Origin of the sequence: Acidovorax sp. NO-1 (assembly GCF_000238595.1) — a bacterium.
Classification (GTDB): Bacteria; Pseudomonadota; Gammaproteobacteria; order Burkholderiales; family Burkholderiaceae_C; genus Acidovorax.
This window is the reverse complement of record NZ_AGTS01000150.1, coordinates 1-23,542: the sequence shown is the minus strand read 5'-3', so window position 1 is coordinate 23,542 and position 23,542 is coordinate 1. Positions and strand designations below refer to the sequence as shown.

Sequence of the window (23,542 nt, the reverse complement as noted above, 5' to 3'; positions counted from 1 at the left end):
GGCGCGCTGCGCTGCGCCACCCACCAGGTCATGCCCGCGGCCAATGCGGCCACCACCAGCGCGGCCCCGGCCAGCAGGGTCAGCGGCGCCGATGCAGTGCGTCGCTCGGCAGAAACGGCTGCAGGCACCGGGATGGCAGGAGTGTGCAGCCCGGGCACGTCGCCACGGGACCGCTCGGCGTCTGCGCGCCGCAGCGCATCGAGGATGTAAGACACTTTTTCAGCCTCCGGTGCGCAAGCGCGGCTCACTCACACCGGTCGCGCGGTTGAGCAGCATGAGGGTCAGGGGGCCAGCCCGGCCGTCGGGCGTCACGCCCTGGGCCAGCTGGAAACGGTGAATGCGCGACTGGCGCAATGCGGGCGTCATCGGGCGGCTGCCGGGGCCGTTGCCGCCCGCGGCCCTGGAGGCCAGCTGCAGGTCCAGCCATGCGGCGCCTTCCGGGCTGTCCACGATGTCGCCGCGCTCGGGCATGCCCGGCGGGGTGCGCCACAGCGTGGCCATTTCGCCGCGCCAGACCTGGGCCAGCTCGGCCACCGGCAGCTGCACGGTGCGGCCGCCGCCTTCCAGCACGGCCATGTCGCCCTCCAGGCTGCGAAGCACCACCGACACGGGCACCTCGGCGTCTTCCGTGGGATAGAGCGCCAGCACCACCGGCCGGTCCATCTGGCGGACGAGGTTGAGGCCGGCGCGGCGGTTGCGGTAACACCGCAGGCCCTCACGCGGCAGGGTGGCGCAGGCGTCGGCGCCCGCCGGTACCGCAGCCCCCCACGCAGACGCCAGCACCTGCCAGGCTGACGCATCGTTTGCCGGTTGTGCCTGCAGAAAAGGCTCCAGCGCAGACGTCGCCGCACGCGGTGCCACCGCATCCGCCGTGCCTGGGTTGCCCTGCGGACCAGATGCCGGTGCGCCCGCGCTCTGGGCCACTGCGCTGCTGCCTGCACTGGAAGCGGCCGCCCGGGGGGCAGGCTGCGGCTCCCCCAGGTTCCAGGGCAATACCCCCACACCCGCGCCCAGCGCGACCACGGCCGCCGCGCCGGCCACGGCCCCCACGCTGGCCCACACCCACCGGGGCAGCGTGGCCCGCGCACCCCGCAAAGCCTGTGCAGACCCCGGCGCATCGAATACCTCGCGCGCGGCACGGTTGACGATCGCGCGCGTGACCTGCCGGGCCCCCTCGGCGTAGGCGCCGAGCAGCGCGCGGTCGCACAGCAGATTGATGCGCCGCGGAATGCCCTGCGAAATCTCCTGCACCCGGCGCAGGGCCCGCCGGTCAAAAGGCAGCGGGCCGTTGAGCCCCGCCACGGCAAGGCGGTGGGCGATGTACTGCTCGGTCTCCTGCGGGCTGAGCGGCCCCAGGTGAAACCGCGCAATCACGCGCTGCGCCAGTTGCTCCATCGACGGCTGGGCCACCATGGCACGCAGTTCGGGCTGCCCGATGAGAATGATCTGCAGCAGCTTGCGCTCGCTGGTCTCCAGGTTGGTGAGCAGGCGCAGCTGCTCCAGCACATCGGCCGACAGGTTCTGCGCCTCGTCGATGATGAGCACGGTGTTGCGCCCTGCGCCGTGCGCAGCCAGCAGCGAGGCATTGAGCGGGTCGATGTAGTCCTTGACGGTCTCCACCCCCGGTACGGTGGGCTGGTGCGGCACGCCAAACTCGTCGCAGATGGTGCGCAGCAGCTCGCCCACGGTGAGCTTCGGATTGAAGATGTACGCCACGTTGCAGTGCGCCGGAATCTGTTCCAGAAAGCAGCGGCACACGGTGGTCTTGCCCGCCCCCACTTCGCCGGTGAGCAGCACAAAACCCCCACCCGCATCCAGCCCATACAGCAGGTGCGCCAGCGCCTCCCGGTGCCGCTCGCTCATGAACAGGTAGCGCGGGTCCGGGGCGATGGAAAACGGGGGGTGCTGAAGACCGAAGAACGGTGCGTACATGGAGGGCGTGTTCACCGGCCCAAGGATACCGCCCGGCGGCGGGCAGGGTTTCACCTGACAAGGACTTACCCGCAAATTGTCGTCGGAAAGACAAGATGACGTCAAAGTGAGTCCTAGCATTGAACCCAACGCGCTGCCACAAGGCCGCGCCACCGACTGTCACCCGGCTGACACCCACACTTTTAGGAAGCTGCAATGTTGACCACGTTCCCGCAACTGCTGCTCAAGCATGCCGCCGAGCGCCCGACCGCACCGGCACTGCGCGAAAAAGAATATGGCATCTGGCAAACCCACAGCTGGGCCGACCTGGTGCAGCTGGTGGAACAGGTGGCGGCGGGCTTGCACCTGGCGGGCCTGCGCCGCCATGAACACATGGTGGTGATCGGCGCCAACCGCCCCCGCCTGTACGCCACCATGCTGGCCGCCCAGTCGCTGGGCGCCATTCCGGTGCCGCTGTACCAGGATGCCGTGGGGGCCGAATGCGTGTTCCCGCTCAACAACGCCGAGGTGCGCTTTTGCCTGGTGGAAGACCAGGAGCAGGTGGACAAGATTCTGGAGATCCGCGAGCAGTGCCCCCAGATTTCGAACATCTACTTTGACGACCCGCGCGGCCTGCGCAACTACGAGGAACAGGGTCTGGCGTCGCTGGACTCGCTGATCGAAGCCGGCAAGGCGCACGTCGCCAAAAACCCCGAGTGGTTTCGGAGCGAGGTCGCCAAGGCCCGGCCCGACGACGTGGCCGCCATGTTCTTCACCTCGGGCACCACCGGCAACCCCAAGGGCGTGGTGCACACGCACAGCACGCTGCTGGACCGCGCCAGCGCGGGGGCAGAGTTCGACAGGCTCACCAGCAGCGAAGAGGTGCTGGCCTACCTGCCCCCGGCCTGGATCGGCCAGAACATCTTCAGCTATGCGCAGTGGCTGGCCTGCGGCTATGTGGTGAACTGCCCCGAGTCGGCCAGCACGGTGACCATCGACCTGAAAGAAGTCGGCCCCACCTACTACTTTGCGCCCCCCCGCATCTTTGAAGGCCTGCTCACCAGCGTGATGATCCGCATGGAAGACGCGGGCACCATCAAGCGCAAGATGTTCGAGGCCTGCATGAGCGTGGCCAAACGCGTGGGCCCGGCCCTGATGGACGGCGAGCCCGTGGGCACGATCGACCGCATCAAGTACGCGCTGGGCAACCTGCTGGTGTACGGCCCGCTGCGCAACAACCTCGGCTTCAGCCGCGTGCGTGTGGCTTACACGGCAGGCGAGGCCATCGGCCCGGACCTTTTCACCTTCTACCGCTCCATCGGCATCAACCTCAAGCAGTTGTACGGCTCCACCGAGACCGCCGTGTTCGTCTGCCTGCAGCCCGACAACCAGGCGCGCGCCGACACGGTGGGCGTGCCGATCCGCGGTGTGGAGATCAAGGTGGCCGACAACGGCGAGATCCTCGTCAAGTCCGCCGGTTTGCTCAAGGAGTACTACAAGAACCCCACGGCCACGGCCGAGGTGCTCACCGCCGATGGCTGGTACCACACGAGCGACGCCGGGTTTCTGGACGCGCACGGCCACCTCAAGATCATCGACCGCGTGAAAGACGTGGGCCGCATCAAGGGCGGCGCCAACGACGGCGCGATGTTTGCGCCCAAGTACGTGGAGAACAAGCTCAAGTTCTTCCCGCACATCAAGGAAGTGGTGGCCCTGGGCGATGGCCGCGAGAAGGTGTGCGTAATGGTCAACATCGACTTCGACGCCGTGGGCAACTGGGCCGAACGCCGCAACCTGCCCTACGCGGGCTACACCGACCTGGCGCAACAGCCCGAGGTGTATGAGCTGATCCGCGAGTGCATCGAGAAGGTCAACGCAGACCTCGCCACCGACACCATGCTGGCGGGCAGCCAGGTCAGCCGCTTTCTGGTGCTGCACAAGGAGCTGGATGCCGACGACGGCGAACTCACACGCACCAACAAGGTCCGCCGCGGCTTCATTGCCGAGAAATACGCGGTGCTCGTGGATGCACTCTACGCAGGCCGCACCGAGCAGTACATCGAGACCCAGGTCAAGTTCGAGGACGGCCGCACGGGCAGCGTGAGCGCCACGCTGAAGCTGTCGGACACCAAGACGTTTGCACCGGTCAAGAAGGCCGCGTGATCACGCACTCCCATCCATTGAGTCCAGGCATCCATCCATGACCAAAAAGAAGATCGGCGACGTCATCCTCGACGTCAAGAACATCAGCCTGCGGTTTGGCGGTGTGAAGGCGCTGACCGACATCTCGTTCAACGTCCGGGAGCACGAGATCCGCGCCATCATCGGCCCCAACGGCGCGGGCAAGAGCTCAATGCTCAACTGCATCAACGGCGTGTACACGCCGTCCGAGGGTTCCATCACCTTCCGGGGAAAGACGTTCTCGCACATGAACTCGCGCCAGGTGGCCGAGATGGGCGTGGCGCGCACCTTCCAGAACCTGGCACTGTTCAAGGGCATGAGCGTGATCGACAACATCATGACCGGCCGCAACCTCAAGATCAAAAGCAATCTGCTGATGCAGGCGCTGCGCATCGGCCCGGCCGAGCGCGAGGAGATCCGCCACCGCGAGTACGTCGAGCACATCATCGACTTCCTTGAAATCCAGGCCTTTCGCAAGACCCCCGTGGGCCAGCTGCCCTATGGCCTGCAAAAGCGCGTGGACCTGGGCCGTGCCCTGGCCATGGAGCCGCAGGTGCTGCTGCTCGACGAGCCCATGGCCGGCATGAACGTGGAAGAAAAACAGGACATGTGCCGCTTCATCCTCGATGTGAACGACGAGTTCGGCACCACCATCGTGCTCATCGAGCACGACATGGGCGTGGTGATGGACATCTCCGACCGCGTGGTGGTGCTGGACTACGGCAAGAAGATCGGTGACGGCAGCCCCGACGAAGTCCGCAACAACGAAGACGTGATCAGCGCCTACCTGGGAACCAGCCACTAAAAGGCAGGGAAAAGCAACATGGCATTCTTTCTTGAAACACTGATCGGCGGCCTCATGGCCGGCATGCTGTATTCGCTGGTGGCGCTGGGCTTCGTGCTCATCTACAAGGCCTCTGGCGTGTTCAACTTTGCGCAGGGCGCCATGGTGCTGTTCGCAGCCCTGGCCATGGCGCGCTTTGCCGAGTGGATCCCCAAGTGGACCGGCATCGACAACCTCATCGTTGCCAACCTGGTGGCCTTCGTGATCGCCGGCGCCATCATGTTTGCGGTGGCGTGGCTGATCGAGCGCCTGGTGCTGCGCCACCTGGTCAACCAGGAAGGTGCGACGCTGCTGATGGCCACGCTGGGCATCACGTACTTTCTGGAAGGCCTGGGCCAGACGATCTTTGGCAGCAACATCTACAAGATCGACATCGGCATGCCCAAGGAGCCGATCTTCATGCTCGACAGCGTTTTCCAGGGTGGCATCCTGATCAACAAGGAAGACGTGATTGCCGCCGCCATTGCTGCCTCGCTGGTGGCCCTGCTGTCGGTGTTCTTCCAGAAGACCTCCACCGGCCGCGCCCTGCGGGCCGTGGCGGACGACCACCAGGCGGCACAGTCCATCGGCATTCCGCTCAACCGCATCTGGGTGATCGTGTGGTGCGTGGCGGGTGTGGTGGCCCTGGTGGCCGGGATGATCTGGGGCAGCAAGCTCGGGGTGCAGTTCTCGCTGACCACGGTGGCGCTGCGTGCGCTGCCGGTGGTGATCCTGGGCGGCCTCACATCCGTGCCGGGCGCCATCATCGGCGGGCTGATCATCGGTGTTGGCGAGAAGCTCTCCGAGGTGTACCTGGGCCCGTTCGTGGGCGGGGGCATCGAGATCTGGTTTGCGTACGTGCTGGCACTAGTGTTCCTCTTGTTCAGACCTCAGGGTCTGTTCGGAGAGAAGATCATTGATCGCGTGTAACCCATAAGAACAACAGGAGACTTCCATGCTCTACCGCGAAAACGGCCAGTTCAAAACCAGCTACCGCGCCGACCAGCAGATCTTCCCGATCGCGCAGGACCGCATTGCGCTGGCCATCATCCTGGCCATTGCCTTCATCGCCGTGCCCATGCTGGCCAGCGACTACCTCTTCCGCGCCATCCTGATCCCGTTCGTCATCATGGCCATGGCGGCGCTGGGGGTGAACATCCTGGTGGGCTACTGCGGCCAGATCTCGCTGGGCTCGGGCGCCTTCATGGCCGTGGGGGCCTACGGGGCCTACAACTTCTTCGTGCGCTTTCCGGGCATGCCGCTGATTCCGGCGCTCATCCTGGGCGGCCTGTGCGCCACGTTCTTCGGCATCCTGTTCGGGCTGCCCAGCCTGCGCGTGAAGGGCCTGTACCTGGCCGTGGCCACGCTGGCGGCGCAGTTTTTCAGCGACTGGATGTTCCTGCGCATCAAGTGGTTCACCAACAACTCCGACTCGGGCTCGGTGTCGGTGAACAACCTGCAGGTGTTCGGCATGCCCATCGAGAGCGCCACCAGCAAGTACCTCTTTTGTCTGGCGCTGCTGGTGGTGGTGGCCCTGCTGGCCAAGAACCTGGTGCGCGGCGCGATTGGCCGGGAGTGGATGGCCATCCGCGACATGGACGTGGCCGCAGCGGTGATCGGCATCCGCCCCATGTACGCCAAGCTCAGCGCCTTTGCCGTGAGCTCGTTCATCGTGGGCATGGCCGGTGCACTGTGGGCTTTCGTGCACCTGAGCGCATGGGAGCCTGCGGCCTTCTCGGTAGAGATCTCATTCCGGCTGCTGTTCATGGTGATCATTGGCGGGCTCGGCTCGATCATGGGGGGCTTTTTTGGCGCGGCGTTCATCGTGGTGCTACCCATCGTGCTCAACCAGTTCCTGCCGGCCTTCATGGGGATTTTTGGCATCGAGGTCTCCACCGCCGGCATCTCCCACGCCGAACTGATGATCTTTGGCGCACTGATCGTCTGGTTCCTCATCGTCGAGCCGCATGGCCTGGCCAAGCTGTGGTCCACCGCCAAGCAGAAGCTGCGCCTGTGGCCTTTCCCGCATTGAGCGGGCGGTCCCTGAGGAAACCCCGTACTCGCAATTCCCGATACGTTCCGCCTCCATTGACGCGTTAACTGTCTGTTCCATCCGGTTTTCCCCCCGTGCTTCAACACATTCATTCAAAGGAGACATCCATGAAGCTTTCCAAACTCGTGATCGCCGCTGCGGTGATTGCTGCCGGCGCCTCCGCCGTCACCACCAGCGCCCTTGCGCAGGCCAAGGAGCAGTTCTTCCCGCTGCTGTCTTACCGCACCGGCCCCTACGCTCCCAACGGTGTGCCATGGGCCAATGGCAAGCAGGACTACATCAAGATGATCAACGCCCGCGACGGCGGCATCAACGGTGTGAAGCTGACCTTTGAAGAGTGCGAAACCGGCTACGCCACCGACCGCGGCGTGGAATGCTACGAGCGCCTCAAGAGCCGCCCCGGCGTGACGCTGTTTGACCCCCAGGCCACGGGCATCACCTTTGCGCTGACCGAAAAGGCCCCCGTGGACAAGATCCCGCTGATGACGCTGGGCTATGGCCTGTCGGTAGCGCAGGACGGCCAGGCGTTCAAGTGGAACTTCCCCTTCATGGGCAGCTACTGGACGGGCGCCGACATCCTGATCCAGCACCTGGGCAAGACCAACGGCGGCCTCGACAAGCTCAAGGGCAAGAAGATCGCGCTGGTGTACCACGACAGCCCGTTCGGCAAGGAGCCCATCCCGCTGCTGCAGGAGCGCTCCAAGATGCACGGCTTTGAACTGCAGCTGCTGCCCGTGACCGCACCCGGCGTGGAGCAGAAGGCCACCTGGCTGCAGGTGCGCCAGAGCCGTCCCGATTACGTGCTGCTGTGGGGCTGGGGCGTGATGAACTCCACCGCGCTGAAGGAAGCGCAGGCCACGGGCTACCCGCGCGACAAGATGTACGGCGTGTGGTGGGCTGGTGCCGAGCCGGACGTGCGTGACGTGGGCGACGGTGCCAAGGGCTACAACGCACTGGCACTGAACACCTCGGGCCAGCAGCCCAAGGTGATCCAGGACATCCTCAAGCACGTGCATGGCGCAGGCCAGGGCACGGGCCCCAAGGACGAAGTGGGTTCGGTGCTGTACACACGCGGTGTGATCATCCAGATGCTGGCCGTGGAATCCGTGCGCCGCGCGCAGGAACGTTTTGGCAAGGGCAAGGTCATGACCGGCGAACAAGTCCGCTGGGGCATGGAAAACCTGGCCTTGGACCAGAAGAAGCTCGACGCGCTGGGTTTCAAGGACGTGATGCGTCCGCTGTCCACCAGCTGCGCCGACCACATGGGCTCCACCTGGGCCCGCGTGCACACCTGGGATGGCGCCAAGTGGAACTTCTCGTCCGACTGGTACCAGGCTGATGAGCAGATCTTGAAGCCCATGGTCAAGGCCGGTGCGGACAAGTACCTGGCCGACAAGAAGATGACGCGACGCGACGCAGCGGACTGCCAGAGCTAAGCACATCCCCCTGAGCGGCTTTGCCGCTTCCCCCTTCTCTCTTTGCGCTTCGCGCTGCGGGAAGGGGGACAACGCCAGCGCGGCGGGGCGGCCCTTGCGCGGCGTTCCTCGCTTGGGCTGGGACGGTTTTTACCGCCAGTGATTCGCGGTTGCGCTCTCGGGGGCAGCCGCCAATCCAAAGGGTTGGGCAACAGCCCTTTGGATTGGTACAGGAAGGCAACACCATGGACTCCAACAGCAATATCGTTCTCAACGTCAACGGCATCGAGGTGATCTACAACCATGTGATCCTGGTGCTCAAGGGCGTCTCGCTGCAGGTGCGCGAGGGCTCCATCGTGGCCATTCTGGGGGGCAACGGGGCGGGCAAGACCACCACACTGCGGGCAGTGTCCAACCTGCTGCAGGGCGAGCGTGGGGCGGTCACCAAGGGCAGCATCGAGCTGCGTGGCGAGCGCATCGAGAACCTCTCGCCCGCCGACCTGGTGCAGCGCGGCGTGGTGCAGGTGATGGAGGGGCGGCACTGCTTTGCCCACCTGACGATTGAAGAGAACCTGATGACGGGCAGCTACACCCGCACCAGCAAGGCCGAGATCGCGGCCAACCTGGAGAAGGTCTACAACTACTTTCCGCGCCTCAAGACACGCCGCACATCGCAGGCGGCCTACACCTCGGGCGGCGAGCAGCAGATGTGCGCCATTGGCCGCGCGTTGATGGCCAACCCCAGCATGGTGCTGCTGGACGAACCCTCCATGGGCCTGGCGCCGCAGATCGTGGAGGAGGTGTTCAACATCGTGAAGGACCTGAACACCAAGGAGAAGGTCACCTTCCTGCTGGCCGAGCAGAACACCAACATGGCCCTCAAATACTCGGACTACGGCTACATCATGGAGAGCGGCCGCGTGGTGATGGACGGTGCCGCCAGCGACCTGGCCAACAACGAGGACGTCAAGGAGTTCTACCTGGGCGTGGGCGGCGGCGAGCGCAAGAGTTTCAAGGATGTCAAAAGCTACAAGCGGCGCAAGCGCTGGTTGGCTTGAGGAGCCCCCTGTGGCGCTGACGCGCCTTCCCCCTCAGGGGGACGCCACCAGCGCGGCGGGGCGGCCCTTGCGCGGTGGCGCTGGCCTTGGGCAGCGCCGGTATTCCAGGCTCCGCACCTTTTCAAACGCTGAACGAATCACTCCTTATTTCATAGCTGCTTGCGCTTTATGGATAAGCGCCAGAGGCCAATTTCACCTTAAACCACCTCACAAGGAACCCCAGGCATGAGCACGTTTTATGACGCCCTGGAAACGCGCAGCCCCGCAGAGCGCGAAGCGGCCTTGATGGCGGCGCTGCCGCAGCAGATCGCCCATGCCCAGAAGGCGTCGCCGGCGTTTGCCAGCATCCTCGCGGGCGTGGATGCATCGACCGTTACCACCCGCGCGGCGCTGGCGCAGCTGCCCGTCACGCGCAAGTACGAACTGCTGGAGCGCCAGCAGGCGGGCCGCGCGGCCAATGTGTTTGGGGGCTTCAGCGCGCTGGGCTTTGGGCCCGGCATGACCCGCGTGTTTGCCAGCCCCGGCACCATCTACGAGCCCGAGGGCACGCGGCCGGACTACTGGCGCATGGCGCGGGCCATCCACGCCGCGGGCTTTCGCAGTGGCGAGCTGATCCACAACAGTTTCAGCTACCACTTTGTGCCTGCGGGTTCGATGATGGAAACCGGCGCCCACGCGCTGGGCTGCACCGTGTTCCCCGGTGGCACGGGCCAGACCGAGCAGCAGGTGCAAGCCATGGCCGAGCTGCAGCCAGCGGGCTACATCGGCACGCCCAGCTTTCTCAAGATCATTGTCGAAAAGGCCGCAGAGATGGGCGTGGCGCTGCCCAGCGTGACCAAGGCCCTGGTGTCGGGCGAGGCGTTTCCACCCTCGCTGCGCGACTGGTTTGCCGAGCGCGGCATCGCGGGCTACCAGTGCTATGCCACGGCGGACCTCGGCCTGATTGCGTACGAGACCAGTGCACGCGAAGGCCTGGTGCTGGACGAAGGCGTGATCGTCGAGATCGTGCGCCCTGGCACCGGCGACCCGGTGCCCGAGGGCGAGGTGGGCGAGCTGGTCATCACCACGCTCAACCCCGATTACCCGCTGATCCGCTTTGGTACTGGCGACCTGTCGGCGGTGCTGCCGGGCCAGTGCCCCACCGGCCGCACCAACACCCGCATCAAGGGCTGGATGGGCCGGGCCGATCAGACCACCAAGGTGCGCGGCATGTTCGTGCACCCCGGCCAGATCGCCACCATCGCGCGGCGCTTTCCGCAGGTGCAGCGCGCCCGGCTCGTGGTCAGCGGCGAAATGGCCAACGACCAGATGGTGCTGCAGGTCGAGACAATTGAGACCGCCGAGGGGCTGGCCCGCCAGCTGAGCGACGCGATGCGCGAAGTGACCAAGCTGCGCGGCGAAGTGCAGATGGTGGCCCCTGGCACCCTGCCCAACGATGGCAAGGTCATCGAAGACGCGCGCAGCTACAAGTAAAAGCCCGGGCTTCCCCGATCTCGGGGGGCTCGGGTTCCGGTGCAAGAGCACCGGAGGCAGGGCACAAAGCACGCGCACCGTGCGGCGCTTTTGCGGTGTCCAACGGTTTTGCGGCAGCGCAATAAGTGCCCAACTTGCGTGCCAGCAGCCCGCAGTGTTTACCCTAGGATTGCTAATTAATTGATAGCATCAAGCGCTTTATTTACAAGCGCTACGGGCCATTTTGTTGCAGAAACCCTGTCGGCAGCAGGCTACGTAATATCCGCAATGCTCCCGTAAACCCCCCTCGCTATCATGGCCCGTCATTCACTGGAGAGATTATGAAAACAACGCTGAAACTTGCTCTGATCGCCGCAGCGGCAGCCACCGCTTTTGGCGCGAGCGCCCAAGACTATCCCGCCAAGGACAAGACCGTGACCATCGTGGTGCCGTTCGCTGCTGGCGGCCCCACCGACCGCGTGGCACGCGACCTGGCCGAAGCGCTGCGCGGCCCACTGGGTGCTACCGTGGTGGTGGACAACACCGCAGGCGCTGGCAGTTCGGTGGGCGCTGCCCGTGTCGCCCGCGCCGCACCCGATGGCTACACGCTGCTCCTCAACCACATCGGCATGTCCACCATGCCCGCGCTGTACCGCAAGCTTGCGTTCAGCGTGCCCAATGACTTTGAATACTTGGGCATGGTCAACGATGTGCCCATGACGCTGATTGCTCGCCCCACCATGCCGGCGAACAACATGAAAGAGTTGACCACCTGGATCAACCAGAACAAGGGCAAGATCAACCTGGGCAATGCCGGCCTGGGCGCTGCCTCCCACCTGTGCGGCCTGATGTTCCAGAACGCCATGAACGTCGAGATGACCACGGTTCCCTACAAGGGCACCGCCCCTGCCATTACCGACCTGATCGGCGGCCAGATCGACTTGCTGTGTGACCAGACGACCAACACCACGCCGCAGATCGAAGGCAAGAAGGTCAAGGCCTACGCCGTGACCACCAACAAGCGCCTTACCACCCCTGCCCTCAAAGATCTGCCCACACTGGCCGAGGCAGGCCTCAAAGACTTCAACGTGACCATCTGGCACGGCCTGTACGCCCCCAAGGGCACCCCAGCCGCGGTGGTCACGAAGATCAACGACGCGCTGAAAGTTGCACTGAAGGACGCGGACTTCATCAAGAAGCAGGAAGGCCTGGGCGCCGTGGTGATCACCGACAAGCGCATCGAACCCGCCGAGCACAAGAAGTTTGTGGCCGCAGAGATTGAAAAGTGGGGTGCTGTGATCAAGGCGGCGGGGACGTTTGCGGACTGATTGTCCTGAAGAAGGCAGCCAGTTCCCGCCAAACCCGGCAAGCACAAAGGCCGTCCAACCGAAAGGTGGTCGGCCTTTTGTTATTGGGGCATCTCTGTGATTGCGCGGGGCGACGCGCCTTGGATCACTCCATCAACATCGGCTCGCAAGTGAGCCGCTGCGGGTCCAGCGGCACCACACGGGCAGCCTCCACATCAAATCCCCAAGCGGCTTCCACGCCTGGTGGCCCCTGCAACGTGGCCTCGCCATTCCAGCGTACCAAGGCTACAAAGCTGGTCCCTCCGCGTCCGTCAAGGTCGCACTGTCCTGCAAAGGAGTCCACAAGCTCCGGCAGCTCGGAGCCATCTCCGTCTGTGCTGAAGTTGGAAACTTTGGGTAGCTGCTGGACAGCCAAGATTTTGTTGCGCGGGTACGGCTGGGATGGGTCACCGCCCGACATTGCAAACTGCGTAACTCCAATGCTCCTGGCCAAGAACAGGTACGGCACGCTATCGCCGCACAACAGCAGACCGCGGGTCCAACCCGTTTTCTCAACGCTCGCTTGCCGCACGTCGTCACTGGAAGCGAACCTACATGCAAGCCCCTCTGCAACGGTGTCGCCGAGGGGGACCACAGCGTACTCATGCCCAATCAAGCGGGAAGCCACATCAGTGGCTTCGGCCCCGCCGTGACCCGCAGGCCTACACGCTGACAGTGCCACACAAAGAAGCAGCAAAGGCATCTGTTTGATGCTTACCATCGCCTCATATCCCCCGCGTTGATCTTGAGGCCCGTGCCGCTTGGATTCAACAATCGCTTTTGCCCATGGGATTCAACGATGGTGTATTCACGGGGCGCTCTTCCGTACAGTGTTTTGGGATCAACACGCCCGGCCAGACCCCTTCCAGCATCCAGCTCGGTGCGAACTTCAAAATGCAAATGCTGGTCTTCGCCAGCCATGGCACTGGCGTTGCCCGAGTTCCCTGTGTACGCGATGACCTCTCCTTGTGAAACCTTGGTCCCACGCACAACTGAAACTAAGCTGAGGTGCGAATACAAAGCAAACAGAGTGCGCCCTTGAAACACAAACTCAAGGATCACCAATTTGCCGTGTCCTTTAGGGCTGTGGTTCTCACTTTTTCGAATCACCCCCCTCAGCAATCGCATAACAAGCCGTAAGCGGCGTCGCCACCAAATCCCACCCCTGGTGATCGCGCTTCGTGCCGTCGGCGTTTCTACGGACTGTGCCGAAAGTGTTATTCGTCACATCGCGCCGAATGCGGTTGGTCTCCAAAGGCCAAGCCAAAAAACTCATTGTTGAAATCCCTCCATGATTTGCAGCGACCTCTATCGGGCCTGGCGGAGGAAATCATAGGAGTGGAGGTGCGGCCAAGCTTTTCACCGCGCGTAACAGTCTGACTCGGTTGTAACTCCTGAAACAGGGCACACCTGCGAAGCGCAGCCCACTGCGATGCGGGTTATCCATCTGCACGGATCAGTGCGCCGCGCTTAAAACAATGAGCACAGCACACACACGAAAGGCACACAATGATCCGGATCGCTCAACAACACCGTCGCTACGCCCTGTCCACCATTGCTGTGTTGGCACTTGGTTCGTTCTCCGCTTTGGCGACCACGGCCGCGCACGCGCAGGCGGCGTGGCCCAACAAGCCCGTGCGCATCATCGTGCCCTTCGCGCCGGGCGGCACCACCGACATCCTGGCCCGCGCGCTGGTGCCGGACCTCAGTGCGGCACTGGGCCAGCAGTTCATCGTGGACAACCGCGCCGGCGCCGGCGGCAACGTGGGAGCCGATATCGTGGCGAAATCGCCCGGTGACGGATACACCTTGCTGATGGGCACCGTGGGCACGCACGGCATCAACCGTGCGCTGTATGCCAAATTACCCTTCGATCCCATCAAGGACTTTGTCCCCATCACGCTGGTGGCGGCAGTGCCCAATGTGATGGTGATGAACGCCGACAAGGCGCGGCAGATGGGCGTGAAGAACGTGCAGGACTTCATCCGCGTGGCCAAAGCCAATCCGGGCAAATTGAACATGGCGTCCAGTGGCAATGGCACATCGATCCACCTGGCGGGGGAGCTTTTCAAGAGCATGACGGGCACGTACATGCTGCATCTGCCCTACCGCGGATCGGGCCCTGCGCTGATGGACATGGTGGCGGGCAATGCGGATGTGATGTTTGACAACCTGCCCTCCTCCATGGCGCAAATCAAGGGCGGCAAACTGACGGCGCTGGCGGTGACGAGTGCCGAGCGCTCCGGCGCGCTGCCCGACATTCCCACCGTGGAACAGGCCGGTGGGCCATCGCTCAAGGGCTACGAGGCCAGTTCGTGGTTCGGGCTGCTGGCCCCGGCAGGCACGCCGCCCGAGATCGTGAACCGGATTCAGCAGGAGGTGGCCAAGTCATTGGCCTCTCCCGCGATGAAGGAGCGCCTGATGGCGCAGGGGGCGATTCCCGGTGGCAACAGCCCCGCCGAATTTGCCAAGCACATCGACAGCGAACACAAGAAGTGGGCGCAGGTGGTGAAGGCGTCGGGGGCGAAGGTGGACTGAGTCTGCTGCGAAGTGCCTCTTACACGCCCCACACCACATCGACATTCTCTGCCGCGCTGCGCCTGAGCATTTCGATAAAAGGGGCGGCCCGCTGGCGCAGGCGCACCGTGTCTTTACGTTCGTTGTTGGCAGCTTCCTCTTCGGTCTCGTCCTCCACCGCGGGTTGTGCTTCGTCTGCCAGCACGGCGGCCTCCAGCGCGGCGATGGCTGCGGGGATCTGGGCGGCCGTCACGATGCCATTGGCGCCAGGTGTCTTGCCGATGATTTCCAGAATCTGGCGGCCCTGGGGTTCCAGCATGATCAGGTCGGCTGCGGCGCGGGATTTGAACTTGTAGAGCATGGTGATGTGTCTTTCTGGTTCCAACCAGGGGAGTAGATGTAGTCGCGTGTGAAAGGGTAGACCGATTGTGCGCCGGGCAAGGCACCTGTGGCCGTATTTCCATCGGGCCTGGTGGCCAGCATCTGGTGCAGTGCCATCCAGCCGCGCTCAAACCCCAGGGCACTGCCCGCCAGATACAGGCGGTATGCACGCAAGACCTTATCACCCTGCTGCGCCCCACCCTGTGCGGCCAGCACCTCACGGGCCGCAGGCAGCTGGGCCTCCAGGGCGTCGGACCAGGCCCACAGGGTGCGCGCGTAGTGGGGCCGCAGGTTTTCTGTGTCCACCATCTCCAGCCTCGCGCGGGCCATGTCGTGCAGCACCGCACTCACATGCAACAGCTCGCCGCCCGGGAAGATGTACTGCTCGATAAAGTCACCCATGCCCGCGCCCAGTTGCGCGTTGTCCGCGCCCCCCGCAGTGATGCCGTGGTTCAGCACCAGCCCGCCGGGGCGCAGCAAGCGAAACACGGTATCAAAGTAGCGCCCCATCTGCGCGCGGCCCACATGCTCGAACATGCCGACCGACGCGATCTTGTCAAAGCTCCCGTGGGTCTCCAGCTCGCGATAGTCCTGCAATTGAACCCGCACACGGCCTTGCAGACCGCGTTCATGGATCAGCCGCTGCACATGCGCGTGCTGGTTGCGTGACAGGGTGATGCCTGTGGCGTTCACACCATAGTGCTCGGCCGCCCACAGCAGCAGCCCGCCCCAGCCCGCGCCAATGTCCAGGAACCGGTCCCCAGGCTGCAGCTGCAGCTTGCGGCAGATGTGGTCGAGCTTGGCCTCTTGAGCCTGGGCCAGCGTCAGGTCTGGCGCGCGGTAGTAGGCACACGAATACACCCGGCGCGGGTCGAGCCACAGCGCATAGAAGTCATCCGACAAGTCATAGTGAAACTGCACATGGCGCGCGTCGTGCGCCAGCGTGTGCACCGCCATCGACCGCGCGCGTGCCAGCACACGGTGCCACCAGCCATGGTGGTGGTCGCGCGCCGGGTCGCGCGTCAGCAGCCCTGCCGCAGCGGCCATCAGGTCGCGCATGCCGCCTTCCAGCGCCACCCGCCCCTCGACGATCGCAGCGCCCACGTTGCCAATCTCGCCTGTGGCCAGCGCCACCAGCGCCATGCGGTCGCGAAAGCGCAAGGTCACCGCCGGATCGGACGCGCCCAGTTTCTGGCCCGCGGGTAGCTGGACCGCCATGGGCACCGGCAAAGTCGCCAGCCGCCCCTCCAGGGTGTGCAGCAAGTGCTTCATGCGCCGCATCTTGAAAAGTTCGCTGCGGCGCGTCAACACCCCATGGAACCCTGGGGGCTTCGCCGGGAACGCCCCATTGACAGCACTTTGTTTAAGCCTAAACTATTTTCCCATGAACATCCTCTGCATTGGCGGCGGCCCCGCAGGCCTTTATTTCGCCCTGCTGATGAAGCAGCAGAACCCGGCGCACAGTGTCACCGTGGTGGAGCGCAACCGGCCGTTCGACACCTTCGGCTGGGGCGTGGTGCTGTCGGACCAGACGCTGGCCAACCTGCAAGCGGCCGATGCGCCCACGGCAGCGCTCATCGGCGATGCGTTCAACCATTGGGACGATATCGAGGTGTTCTTCAGGGGCCGCAGCGTGCGCTCCACCGGCCACGGCTTTTGCGGCATTGGCCGCAAGCGGCTGCTTAACATCCTGCAGGACCGCTGCCTGGCGGTGGGCGTGGAGCTGGTGTTCGAGACCGACGTGGCCGACGACCAGGCGCTGGCTACGCAGTACAACGCCGACCTGGTCATTGCCAGCGACGGCCTCAACAGCCGCATCCGCACCCGCTACGCCACCACCTACCAGCCCGATATCGACCTGCGCGAGTGCCGTTTTGTCTGGCTGGGCACACACAAAAAGTTGGATGCTTTTACGTTTGCTTTCGAGCAGACAGAGCATGGCTGGTTCCAGGCGCATGCCTACCAGTTCGATGCCGACACCTCCACCTTCATCCTCGAAACGCCCGAGACTGTGTGGAAGGCCCACGGCCTGGACGCCATGGAGCAACCCGAGGCGATTGCGTTTTGCGAGAAGTTGTTTGCCAAATACCTGGACGGCAACGCGCTCATCAGCAACGCCACGCACCTGCGCGGCTCGGCCAACTGGATTCGTTTTCCACGTGTGATCTGCAACACCTGGGTGCACCGTGAGACAGTTGGCGGCAAGCGCGTGCCCATCGTGCTGATGGGTGACGCAGCCCACACCGCGCACTTCTCGATTGGCAGCGGCACCAAGCTGGCGCTGGAAGATGCCATCGACCTTGCCAACGAGTTCGCCACAGGTCTTCCTATCGATGAGGTACTGCAGCACTACGAAGCACGCCGCAGCGTGGAGGTGCTCAAGATCCAGAACGCCGCACGCAACAGCACCGAGTGGTTTGAAAACGTGGCGCGCTACACCGGCATGCCCATTGAGCAGTTCACCTACTCGCTGCTCACGCGCAGCCAGCGCATCAGCCACGAGAACCTGCGGCTGCGCGATGCAGCGTGGCTGGAGGGGTACGAGGCGTGGCTCGCCGGAGGTAAGGCCGCCGTGCCGCCCATGCTCACACCCTTCACGTTAAAGAGCGTGACTCTGAAGAACCGCATCGTCGTCTCGCCCATGGCCACCTACAGCGCGGTCGAGGGCGTGCCGCAGGACTTCCACCTGGTGCACCTGGGCGCGCGGGCCCTGGGCGGTGCAGCGCTGGTGATGGTGGAAATGACCAGCCCCACGCCGGAAGGGCGCATCACCCCCGCCTGCACGGGCCTGTGGAATGACGCGCAGCAAGCCGCCTTTGCGCGCATCGTGAACTTTGTGCACGGCAGCAGCACGGCCATGATCGGCCTGCAGCTCGGCCACAGCGGCCCCAAGGGCTCCACCCGCGTGGGCTGGGAGGGCACGGACGAGCCGCTGGAGGCGGGCAACTGGCCCCTGCTGGCCGCCAGCCCCATCGCCTACGGTGCACAGAACCAGACCCCCGCTGCCATGACCCGCGCCGACATGGACCGCGTGACCGCCGCGTTTGTAGAGAGCGCCCGCTGGGCCGTGGCCTGCGGCTTTGACTGGCTGGAACTGCATTGCGCACACGGCTACCTGCTGGCCAGCTTTTTGAGCCCCGTCACCAACCAGCGCACGGACGACTATGGCGGCAGCCTGGACAACCGCTGCCGCTACCCGCTGGAAGTGTTCGCCGCGCTGCGCGCCGTGTGGCCCGATGACAAGCCCTTCAGCGTACGCATTTCGGCCCACGACTGGCTCCCGGATGGCAACACCGCTGACGACGCGATTGCCATCGCACGCCTGTTCCAGGCCGCGGGCGCCGACCTGATTGACGTCTCCTCCGGCCAGACCACGCGCGACTCGCGCCCCGTGTACGGCCGCATGTACCAGACGCCGTTTGCCGACCGCATCCGCAACGAGGTGGGCATTGCCACCATGGCGGTGGGCGCGATCACCGAGGCCGACCACGCCAACAGCATCATCGCCGCCGGCCGCGCCGACCTGTGTGCCATTGCACGCCCCCACCTGGCCGACCCGGCCTGGACGCTGCACGCCGCCGCGCAGCTGGGCCCTGTGGCCGCAGCGCACACCGACTGGCCTGTGCAATACCACAGCGGCCGCGACCAGATGCTGCGCGAGATTTCAAAACAAAAACAGGTCGCAGCGCTTACCAGTCAAGCGCAAGCAGCTACCAAAATTGAAGCAATCGAGTAAGCCACCATGGATCTCGAAGCCCGCCTGCACGGCGCTGCCCCCAGCGAGCACCCCGAGGCCTTGCGCCTGTGGCTGCGCCTGCTCACCTGCACCCAGCTCATCGAAAAGCAGGTACGCAGCCACCTGCGCGCGCAGTTCGACACCACCTTGCCACGCTTTGACCTGATGGCGCAACTGGAGCGCGCGCCGGACGGCATGAAGATGAAAGAGCTCTCGCGCCGCATGATGGTGACGAGCGGCAACATCACTGGCATCACCGACCAGCTCGTGGACGAGGGGCTGGTCGAGCGCATGGATGTGGAAGGCGACCGCCGCGCCTACCTGGTGCGCCTCACGCCGCAGGGCCGCGCGCAGTTCAACACCATGGCGCGCCAGCACGAGCAATGGATCGTCGAGGCCTTCGCCGCGCTGGGCGAGCGCGACATCGCCACCCTGTACCGCCTGCTGGGCAAGGTGAAGGAACACACACAGAACAATTCTTTGGAGACAGCCGAATGAAGCACTACATCGGGGCGAGCAACCCCATGCGCGAGCAGTTCAACCCGCAGGCCAGCTATGTGGCCGAGCACTTTGCCTGGAGCTTTGCCGATGGGGTGGGCACCGTCACGCTCAACCGGCCGGACCGCAAGAACCCGCTCACCTTCCAGAGCTATGCCGAGTTGCGCGATTTTTTCTATGCGCTGCGCTTCGCCACCGACGTGAAGGCCATCGTGGTGACCGGCGCAGGCAGCAACTTCTGCTCGGGCGGCGACGTGCACGAGATCATCGGCCCGCTGACCACCATGACCATGCCCGAGCTGCTGGAGTTCACGCGCATGACGGGCGACCTGGTGAAAGCCATGCGTGCCTGCCCGCAGCCCGTGCTGGGCGCCATCGACGGCATCTGCGCAGGTGCGGGCGCGATGATGGCGCTGGCCTGCGACATGCGCTACGGCACCGAGGCGACCAAAACGGCCTTTCTCTTCACCCGCGTGGGCCTGGCCGGTGCCGACATGGGCGCCTGTGCGCTGCTGCCGCGCATGATCGGCCAGGGCCGCGCCAGCGAGCTGCTGTTCACAGGCCGCGCGATGACGGCGCACGAAGGCCTGGCTTGGGGCTTCTTCAACGACCTGTATGAAAGCGCCGACCTGCTGGCCAACGTGCAGGCCACGGCGCGCGCACTGGCCGACGGCCCCACCTTCGCCCACGGCATGACCAAGACCATGCTGAGCCAGGAGTGGAGCATGACCATCGAGCAGGCCATCGAAGCCGAAGCGCAGGCCCAGGCCATCTGCATGCAGACGGAAGACTTCCGACGGGCGTATGAGGCGTTTGCCGCCAAGCAAAAGCCCGTATTCCAGGGAGATTGAACCCATGCACGTTGCAACGCCCCCGGCCCCACGCCCGCCCTCGACGGCGCACCTGGCCCTGCCCTTTTTTGACGATGCCCACCGCACCCTCGCCGAGGGCCTGGTGCCCTGGGCAGCCGCGCAAGAGGTCGATGAAACCGATGACCGCGCCGCCTGCCGCGACTGGGTGCAGCGCCTGGGCGCGGGCGGCTGGCTGCGCTACTGCGTGCCTGCCGCCCACGGCGGCGCCCTTCCCGCGCTCGACTCGCGCGCGCTGGTGCTGCTGCGCGAAACGCTGGCCTACCACTCGCCGCTGGCGGACTTTGCGTTCGCGATGCAGGGGCTGGGCAGCGGCGCGATCACGCTGGCGGGCAGCCCGGCGCAGCAGGCGCACTACCTGCAGGGCGTGGCGCGCGGGGAATTGATTGCGGCGTTCGCACTGAGCGAACCCGAAGCGGGCTCGGACGTGAGCGCTATGCAAACAGTAGCTACCAGCGCTTATCCATCAACCGCTAGCGGCAAAGAACACTCCTATTCCCTCACCGGAACCAAGACCTGGATCAGCAACGGCGGCATTGCCGACTTCTACTGCGTGTTTGCCAAGACCGACCCGGCAGGCGGCACGCGCGGCATCAGCGCCTTCATCGTCGATGCGAACACGCCGGGGCTGGACGCCTCGCGACACATCCACGTGATGGCGCCGCACCCGCTGGCCACCCTGCTGTTCACCAACTGCACCGTGCCTGCCACGGCATTGCTGGGTGAAGAGAACGGCGGCTTCAAGCTGGCCATGCGCACGCTGGACATCTTTCGCGCATCGGTGGCCGCCGCCGCCCTGGGCATGGCGCGCCGAGCACTGGCCGAGGCGGTGCACCACGCGCGCCAGCGCCGCATGTTCGGCCAGACGCTCGCCGACTTCCAGCTCACGCAGGCCAGGATCGGCGAGATGGCCGCGCTGGTGGACAGCGCCGCGCTGCTGACCTACCGCGCGGCCTGGCTGCGCGATCAAGGCCAAGCCCGGGTGACCGCCGAAGCCGCAATGGCAAAAATGACCGCCACCGAAAACGCCCAGCGTGTGATCGACATGGCGCTGCAGCTGCACGGCGGGCGCGGCGTGGAGGTGGGCAGCAAGGTCGAATCGCTGTACCGAGACATCCGCTCGCTGCGCATCTACGAAGGCGCCACCGAGGTGCAGCAACTCATCATTGGCAAGGCCGCTTTGCAGGAGTGATCTGAATATGAGTGTTTCTTCCGCCCAGCCCGACCACTTTGTGCACGACCGCCTGCCGCCACAAAGCGCCTGGCCCACGCTGCGTTATGACCTGCCCGAGCTGCAGATTCCGGATCAGGCCAACCTGGTGCACGCCCTGTTCGACCAGGCCGAGCGGGCCGAGCGGGCCGGCAACATCGACCGCCCGTTGCTGCGCGGCCCGCACCGCACCTACACGTACCGCGACGCCCGCACCGAGGCCGCGCGCATTGCCGAGGTGCTCACGCAGGACCACGGCCTGGTGCCCGGCAACCGCGTGCTGCTGCGCGGCGGCAACACGGTGGAGATGGCGCTGGCCTGGCTGGGCACGGTCTACGCCGGGCTGATAGCGGTGGCCACCATGCCGCTGCTGCGCGCGGGTGAGCTGGCCAACATCATCGAGCGCGCCCAGCCCACGCTGGCGCTGTGCGATGGCCGCCTGCTGGCCGAACTGGCGGCGGCGCAAGACCAGCACCCCGTGCTGACCACCATCGTGCCCTTTCATACCGCCACGGATCCTGCCGACCTGCTGCAGCGCGCCCAAGGCAAGCCCGGCAGCATGCAGCCCTGCCCCACATCGGCCGATGACATCGCGCTGATGGCATTCACCTCGGGCACCACAGGCGCACCCAAGGCCGCCGTGCACACGCACCGCGACGTGCTGGCAGGCTGCGAGGCCTGGCCACGCCATGTGCTCAAGGCCACGCCCGACGACATCGTGGCGGGCTCGCCACCGCTGGCGTTCACCTTCGGACTGGGCGGGCTGCTGGTGTTTCCGATGTGGGCCGGGGCCAGTGTGTACTTCCCCGACCAGCCCTACACGCCCGAAACCATGGTGACGCTGATGCGCGACGCGGGCGTCACCATCAGCTACACCGCGCCCACGTTCTACCGGCAGATGGCTCCTTTCGCGAAGAAGATCGGGCTGCCGCAACTGCGCATCTGCGTGAGCGCGGGCGAGGGCCTGCCCGACGCCACGCGCCAGCTGTGGAAGGACGCCACCGGCATCGACATGACGGACGGCATCGGCGCCACGGAGATGTTCCACATCTTCATTTCATCGGCAGGTGGCGAGGCGCGGACAGGCGCCATCGGCAAGGTGGTGCCCGGCTACACCGCCAAGGTGGTGGATGACGATGGCAACGAGGTGCCACGCGGCACCGTAGGCAAGCTCGCGGTGATTGGCCCCACGGGCTGCAAATACCTGGATGACCCGCGCCAGGCCAAATACGTGAAGGACGGCTGGAATTACCCGGGCGACGCGTTCACGCAGGACGCCGACGGTTATTTCTTCTACCAGGCGCGCGATGACGACATGATCATCACCGCCGGCTACAACGTGGGCGGCCCCGAGGTGGAAGACGCCCTGCTGCGCCACCCGGCTGTGGCCGAGTGCGGCGTGATCGGCGTTCCCGACGAAGAACGCGGCATGGTGGTCAAGGCCGTGTGCGTGCTCAAACCCGGCCACACGGGTGATGCCGCCATGGTGAAAACTTTGCAGGACCATGTGAAGGCCACCATCGCCCCGTTCAAATACCCGCGCGTGGTCGAGTTCGTGACCGCGCTGCCCCGCACCGAAACCGGCAAGCTGCAACGCTTCAAGCTGCGCCAGGCCGCTGCAACCCCTCAAGCGGAAGTGAAAGCACCATGACACTGCAACACGCCCTTTTGCAGCCCGAGGGCTGGGTCACCCCCAAGGGGTATGCCAACGGCGTTGCCGCACGCGGCACGATGGTTTTTACTGGCGGCCAGATCGGCTGGAATGCGCAGCAGCAGTTTGAGAGCGATGACTTCATCGACCAAACGCGGCAGACGTTGTTGAACGTGCGGGCTGTGCTGGAAGCCGGAGGCGCAGGGCCTGAGCACTTGGTGCGGCTGACCTGGTACGTGGTGGACCGCACGGAATACAACGCGCGGTTGAAGGAGCTGGGCGCCGTGTACCGCGAGGTGCTGGGCAAGAACTTCCCGGCCATGGCCTGTGTGCAGGTGGCGGGGTTGATGGAGGACCGGGCGAAGGTGGAGATTGAGGCGACGGCGGTGGTGCCGGATGTTGGTTGAGATTCGTCGAAGTCAGTCGTTTTTCGATGAAATT

Annotated in this window: 20 protein-coding genes and 1 pseudogene; 15 read left to right on the top strand and 6 right to left on the bottom strand. The window is 64.9% G+C overall.

Translation table 11 applies throughout. The features are described from left to right. Together KYG_RS21980 and KYG_RS21975 are read right to left on the bottom strand one after the other, a co-directional pair. A pseudogene (locus tag KYG_RS21980) lies at positions 1-215 on the bottom strand (hypothetical protein); the annotation flags it as partial. Between the two features lie 4 nt (positions 216-219). Continuing rightward, entirely contained in the window at positions 220-1,932 is a 1,713-nt protein-coding gene (locus tag KYG_RS21975) for an AAA family ATPase (RefSeq protein ID WP_008907139.1), read from the bottom strand. Positions 1,933-2,127: 195 nt separating this feature from the next. On the opposite strand from KYG_RS21975, the gene KYG_RS21970 reads away from it, so the two are divergent. From KYG_RS21970 to KYG_RS21935, 8 genes are all read left to right on the top strand, one after another. Beyond that, positions 2,128-4,074, top strand: coding sequence for a long-chain fatty acid--CoA ligase (locus tag KYG_RS21970; protein WP_008907138.1), 1,947 nt, complete (start codon positions 2,128-2,130; stop codon positions 4,072-4,074). A gap of 37 nt (positions 4,075-4,111) precedes the next feature. Beyond that, a complete protein-coding gene (locus KYG_RS21965; protein ID WP_008907137.1) occupies positions 4,112-4,897 on the top strand; it encodes an ABC transporter ATP-binding protein in 786 nt (261 codons plus the stop codon). An 18-nt stretch (positions 4,898-4,915) separates the two neighbouring features. Beyond that, the gene (locus KYG_RS21960) at positions 4,916-5,845 is read left to right on the top strand and encodes a branched-chain amino acid ABC transporter permease (RefSeq protein ID WP_008907136.1); all 930 of its coding nucleotides are present in this window, start codon (positions 4,916-4,918) and stop codon (positions 5,843-5,845) included. Positions 5,846-5,870: 25 nt separating this feature from the next. Beyond that, positions 5,871-6,947 carry a branched-chain amino acid ABC transporter permease gene (locus KYG_RS21955; RefSeq protein ID WP_008907135.1) on the top strand — a complete coding sequence of 359 codons (1,077 nt, stop codon included), beginning with the start codon at positions 5,871-5,873 and terminating at the stop codon, positions 6,945-6,947. Positions 6,948-7,075: 128 nt separating this feature from the next. Continuing rightward, on the top strand, positions 7,076-8,404 hold the full coding sequence (locus tag KYG_RS21950; RefSeq protein ID WP_008907134.1) for an ABC transporter substrate-binding protein: 1,329 nt from the start codon (positions 7,076-7,078) through the stop codon (positions 8,402-8,404). Between the two features lie 224 nt (positions 8,405-8,628). Further along, positions 8,629-9,441 (top strand): ABC transporter ATP-binding protein, encoded by an 813-nt coding sequence (locus tag KYG_RS21945; RefSeq protein ID WP_008907133.1) that lies wholly within the window; start codon positions 8,629-8,631, stop codon positions 9,439-9,441. Positions 9,442-9,666: 225 nt separating this feature from the next. Further along, positions 9,667-10,914, top strand: coding sequence for a phenylacetate--CoA ligase family protein (locus KYG_RS21940; RefSeq protein ID WP_008907132.1), 1,248 nt, complete (start codon positions 9,667-9,669; stop codon positions 10,912-10,914). A 320-nt stretch (positions 10,915-11,234) separates the two neighbouring features. Further along, positions 11,235-12,221, top strand: a complete 987-nt coding sequence (locus KYG_RS21935) for a tripartite tricarboxylate transporter substrate-binding protein (RefSeq protein ID WP_008907131.1) — start codon at positions 11,235-11,237, stop codon at positions 12,219-12,221. Positions 12,222-12,345: 124 nt separating this feature from the next. On the opposite strand, the gene KYG_RS24610 is transcribed toward KYG_RS21935, so the two are convergent. Then, positions 12,346-12,543: a hypothetical protein gene (locus KYG_RS24610; protein ID WP_160165361.1), complete on the bottom strand. Its 198-nt coding sequence runs from the start codon at positions 12,541-12,543 to the stop codon at positions 12,346-12,348. Positions 12,544-12,953: 410 nt separating this feature from the next. Beyond that, on the bottom strand, positions 12,954-13,367 hold the full coding sequence (locus KYG_RS24140) for a M23 family metallopeptidase (RefSeq protein WP_085942651.1): 414 nt from the start codon (positions 13,365-13,367) through the stop codon (positions 12,954-12,956). 381 nt (positions 13,368-13,748) lie between these two features. Between KYG_RS24140 and KYG_RS21920 the strand changes: the two genes are divergently transcribed. After that, entirely contained in the window at positions 13,749-14,777 is a 1,029-nt protein-coding gene (locus KYG_RS21920) for a tripartite tricarboxylate transporter substrate binding protein (RefSeq protein WP_008907128.1), read from the top strand. Positions 14,778-14,796: 19 nt separating this feature from the next. Here KYG_RS21920 and KYG_RS21915 read toward each other — a convergent pair whose 3' ends face one another. Both KYG_RS21915 and KYG_RS21910 read right to left on the bottom strand, forming a co-directional pair. After that, positions 14,797-15,117, bottom strand: a complete 321-nt coding sequence (locus KYG_RS21915) for a DUF1840 domain-containing protein (RefSeq protein WP_008907127.1) — start codon at positions 15,115-15,117, stop codon at positions 14,797-14,799. Next, a complete protein-coding gene (locus KYG_RS21910; protein WP_034695864.1) occupies positions 15,078-16,409 on the bottom strand; it encodes a class I SAM-dependent methyltransferase in 1,332 nt (443 codons plus the stop codon). Before KYG_RS21910 ends, KYG_RS21915 begins: the two co-directional genes overlap by 40 nt. Before the next feature lie 112 nt (positions 16,410-16,521). Between KYG_RS21910 and KYG_RS21905 the strand changes: the two genes are divergently transcribed. The 6 genes from KYG_RS21905 to KYG_RS21880 are packed head-to-tail and all read left to right on the top strand — an operon-like array spanning position 16,522 to position 23,508. Beyond that, positions 16,522-18,873: a bifunctional salicylyl-CoA 5-hydroxylase/oxidoreductase gene (locus tag KYG_RS21905; RefSeq protein WP_008907125.1), complete on the top strand. Its 2,352-nt coding sequence runs from the start codon at positions 16,522-16,524 to the stop codon at positions 18,871-18,873. Positions 18,874-18,879: 6 nt separating this feature from the next. After that, positions 18,880-19,371 carry a MarR family winged helix-turn-helix transcriptional regulator gene (locus KYG_RS21900; protein ID WP_008907124.1) on the top strand — a complete coding sequence of 164 codons (492 nt, stop codon included), beginning with the start codon at positions 18,880-18,882 and terminating at the stop codon, positions 19,369-19,371. Then, entirely contained in the window at positions 19,368-20,222 is an 855-nt protein-coding gene (locus KYG_RS21895) for an enoyl-CoA hydratase family protein (protein WP_008907123.1), read from the top strand. Before KYG_RS21900 ends, KYG_RS21895 begins: the two co-directional genes overlap by 4 nt. A gap of 4 nt (positions 20,223-20,226) precedes the next feature. Beyond that, complete coding sequence (locus KYG_RS21890; RefSeq protein WP_008907122.1) at positions 20,227-21,432, top strand: acyl-CoA dehydrogenase family protein; 1,206 nt, start codon at positions 20,227-20,229, stop codon at positions 21,430-21,432. Positions 21,433-21,439: 7 nt separating this feature from the next. After that, positions 21,440-23,101: an AMP-binding protein gene (locus KYG_RS21885; protein WP_008907121.1), complete on the top strand. Its 1,662-nt coding sequence runs from the start codon at positions 21,440-21,442 to the stop codon at positions 23,099-23,101. Continuing rightward, the gene (locus KYG_RS21880; protein ID WP_008907120.1) at positions 23,098-23,508 is read left to right on the top strand and encodes a RidA family protein; all 411 of its coding nucleotides are present in this window, start codon (positions 23,098-23,100) and stop codon (positions 23,506-23,508) included. The genes KYG_RS21885 and KYG_RS21880 overlap by 4 nt, the downstream gene beginning before the upstream one ends. The last annotated feature ends 34 nt before the right edge of the window (positions 23,509-23,542 follow it).

Coding starts and splice junctions, on each gene's coding strand:
- KYG_RS21905 (WP_008907125.1), top strand. CDS start 16,522: ATGAACATCCTCTGCATTGGCGGCGGCCCCGCAGGCCTTTATTTCGCC.
- KYG_RS21940 (WP_008907132.1), top strand. CDS start 9,667: ATGAGCACGTTTTATGACGCCCTGGAAACGCGCAGCCCCGCAGAGCGC.
- KYG_RS21945 (WP_008907133.1), top strand. CDS start 8,629: ATGGACTCCAACAGCAATATCGTTCTCAACGTCAACGGCATCGAGGTG.
- KYG_RS21970 (WP_008907138.1), top strand. CDS start 2,128: ATGTTGACCACGTTCCCGCAACTGCTGCTCAAGCATGCCGCCGAGCGC.
- KYG_RS21915 (WP_008907127.1), bottom strand. CDS start 15,117: ATGCTCTACAAGTTCAAATCCCGCGCCGCAGCCGACCTGATCATGCTG.
- KYG_RS21880 (WP_008907120.1), top strand. CDS start 23,098: ATGACACTGCAACACGCCCTTTTGCAGCCCGAGGGCTGGGTCACCCCC.
- KYG_RS21955 (WP_008907135.1), top strand. CDS start 5,871: ATGCTCTACCGCGAAAACGGCCAGTTCAAAACCAGCTACCGCGCCGAC.
- KYG_RS21885 (WP_008907121.1), top strand. CDS start 21,440: ATGAGTGTTTCTTCCGCCCAGCCCGACCACTTTGTGCACGACCGCCTG.
- KYG_RS21960 (WP_008907136.1), top strand. CDS start 4,916: ATGGCATTCTTTCTTGAAACACTGATCGGCGGCCTCATGGCCGGCATG.
- KYG_RS21895 (WP_008907123.1), top strand. CDS start 19,368: ATGAAGCACTACATCGGGGCGAGCAACCCCATGCGCGAGCAGTTCAAC.
- KYG_RS21900 (WP_008907124.1), top strand. CDS start 18,880: ATGGATCTCGAAGCCCGCCTGCACGGCGCTGCCCCCAGCGAGCACCCC.
- KYG_RS21890 (WP_008907122.1), top strand. CDS start 20,227: ATGCACGTTGCAACGCCCCCGGCCCCACGCCCGCCCTCGACGGCGCAC.
- KYG_RS21950 (WP_008907134.1), top strand. CDS start 7,076: ATGAAGCTTTCCAAACTCGTGATCGCCGCTGCGGTGATTGCTGCCGGC.
- KYG_RS21920 (WP_008907128.1), top strand. CDS start 13,749: ATGATCCGGATCGCTCAACAACACCGTCGCTACGCCCTGTCCACCATT.
- KYG_RS21935 (WP_008907131.1), top strand. CDS start 11,235: ATGAAAACAACGCTGAAACTTGCTCTGATCGCCGCAGCGGCAGCCACC.
- KYG_RS21910 (WP_034695864.1), bottom strand. CDS start 16,409: ATGAAGCACTTGCTGCACACCCTGGAGGGGCGGCTGGCGACTTTGCCG.
- KYG_RS21975 (WP_008907139.1), bottom strand. CDS start 1,932: ATGTACGCACCGTTCTTCGGTCTTCAGCACCCCCCGTTTTCCATCGCC.
- KYG_RS24140 (WP_085942651.1), bottom strand. CDS start 13,367: ATGCGATTGCTGAGGGGGGTGATTCGAAAAAGTGAGAACCACAGCCCT.
- KYG_RS21965 (WP_008907137.1), top strand. CDS start 4,112: ATGACCAAAAAGAAGATCGGCGACGTCATCCTCGACGTCAAGAACATC.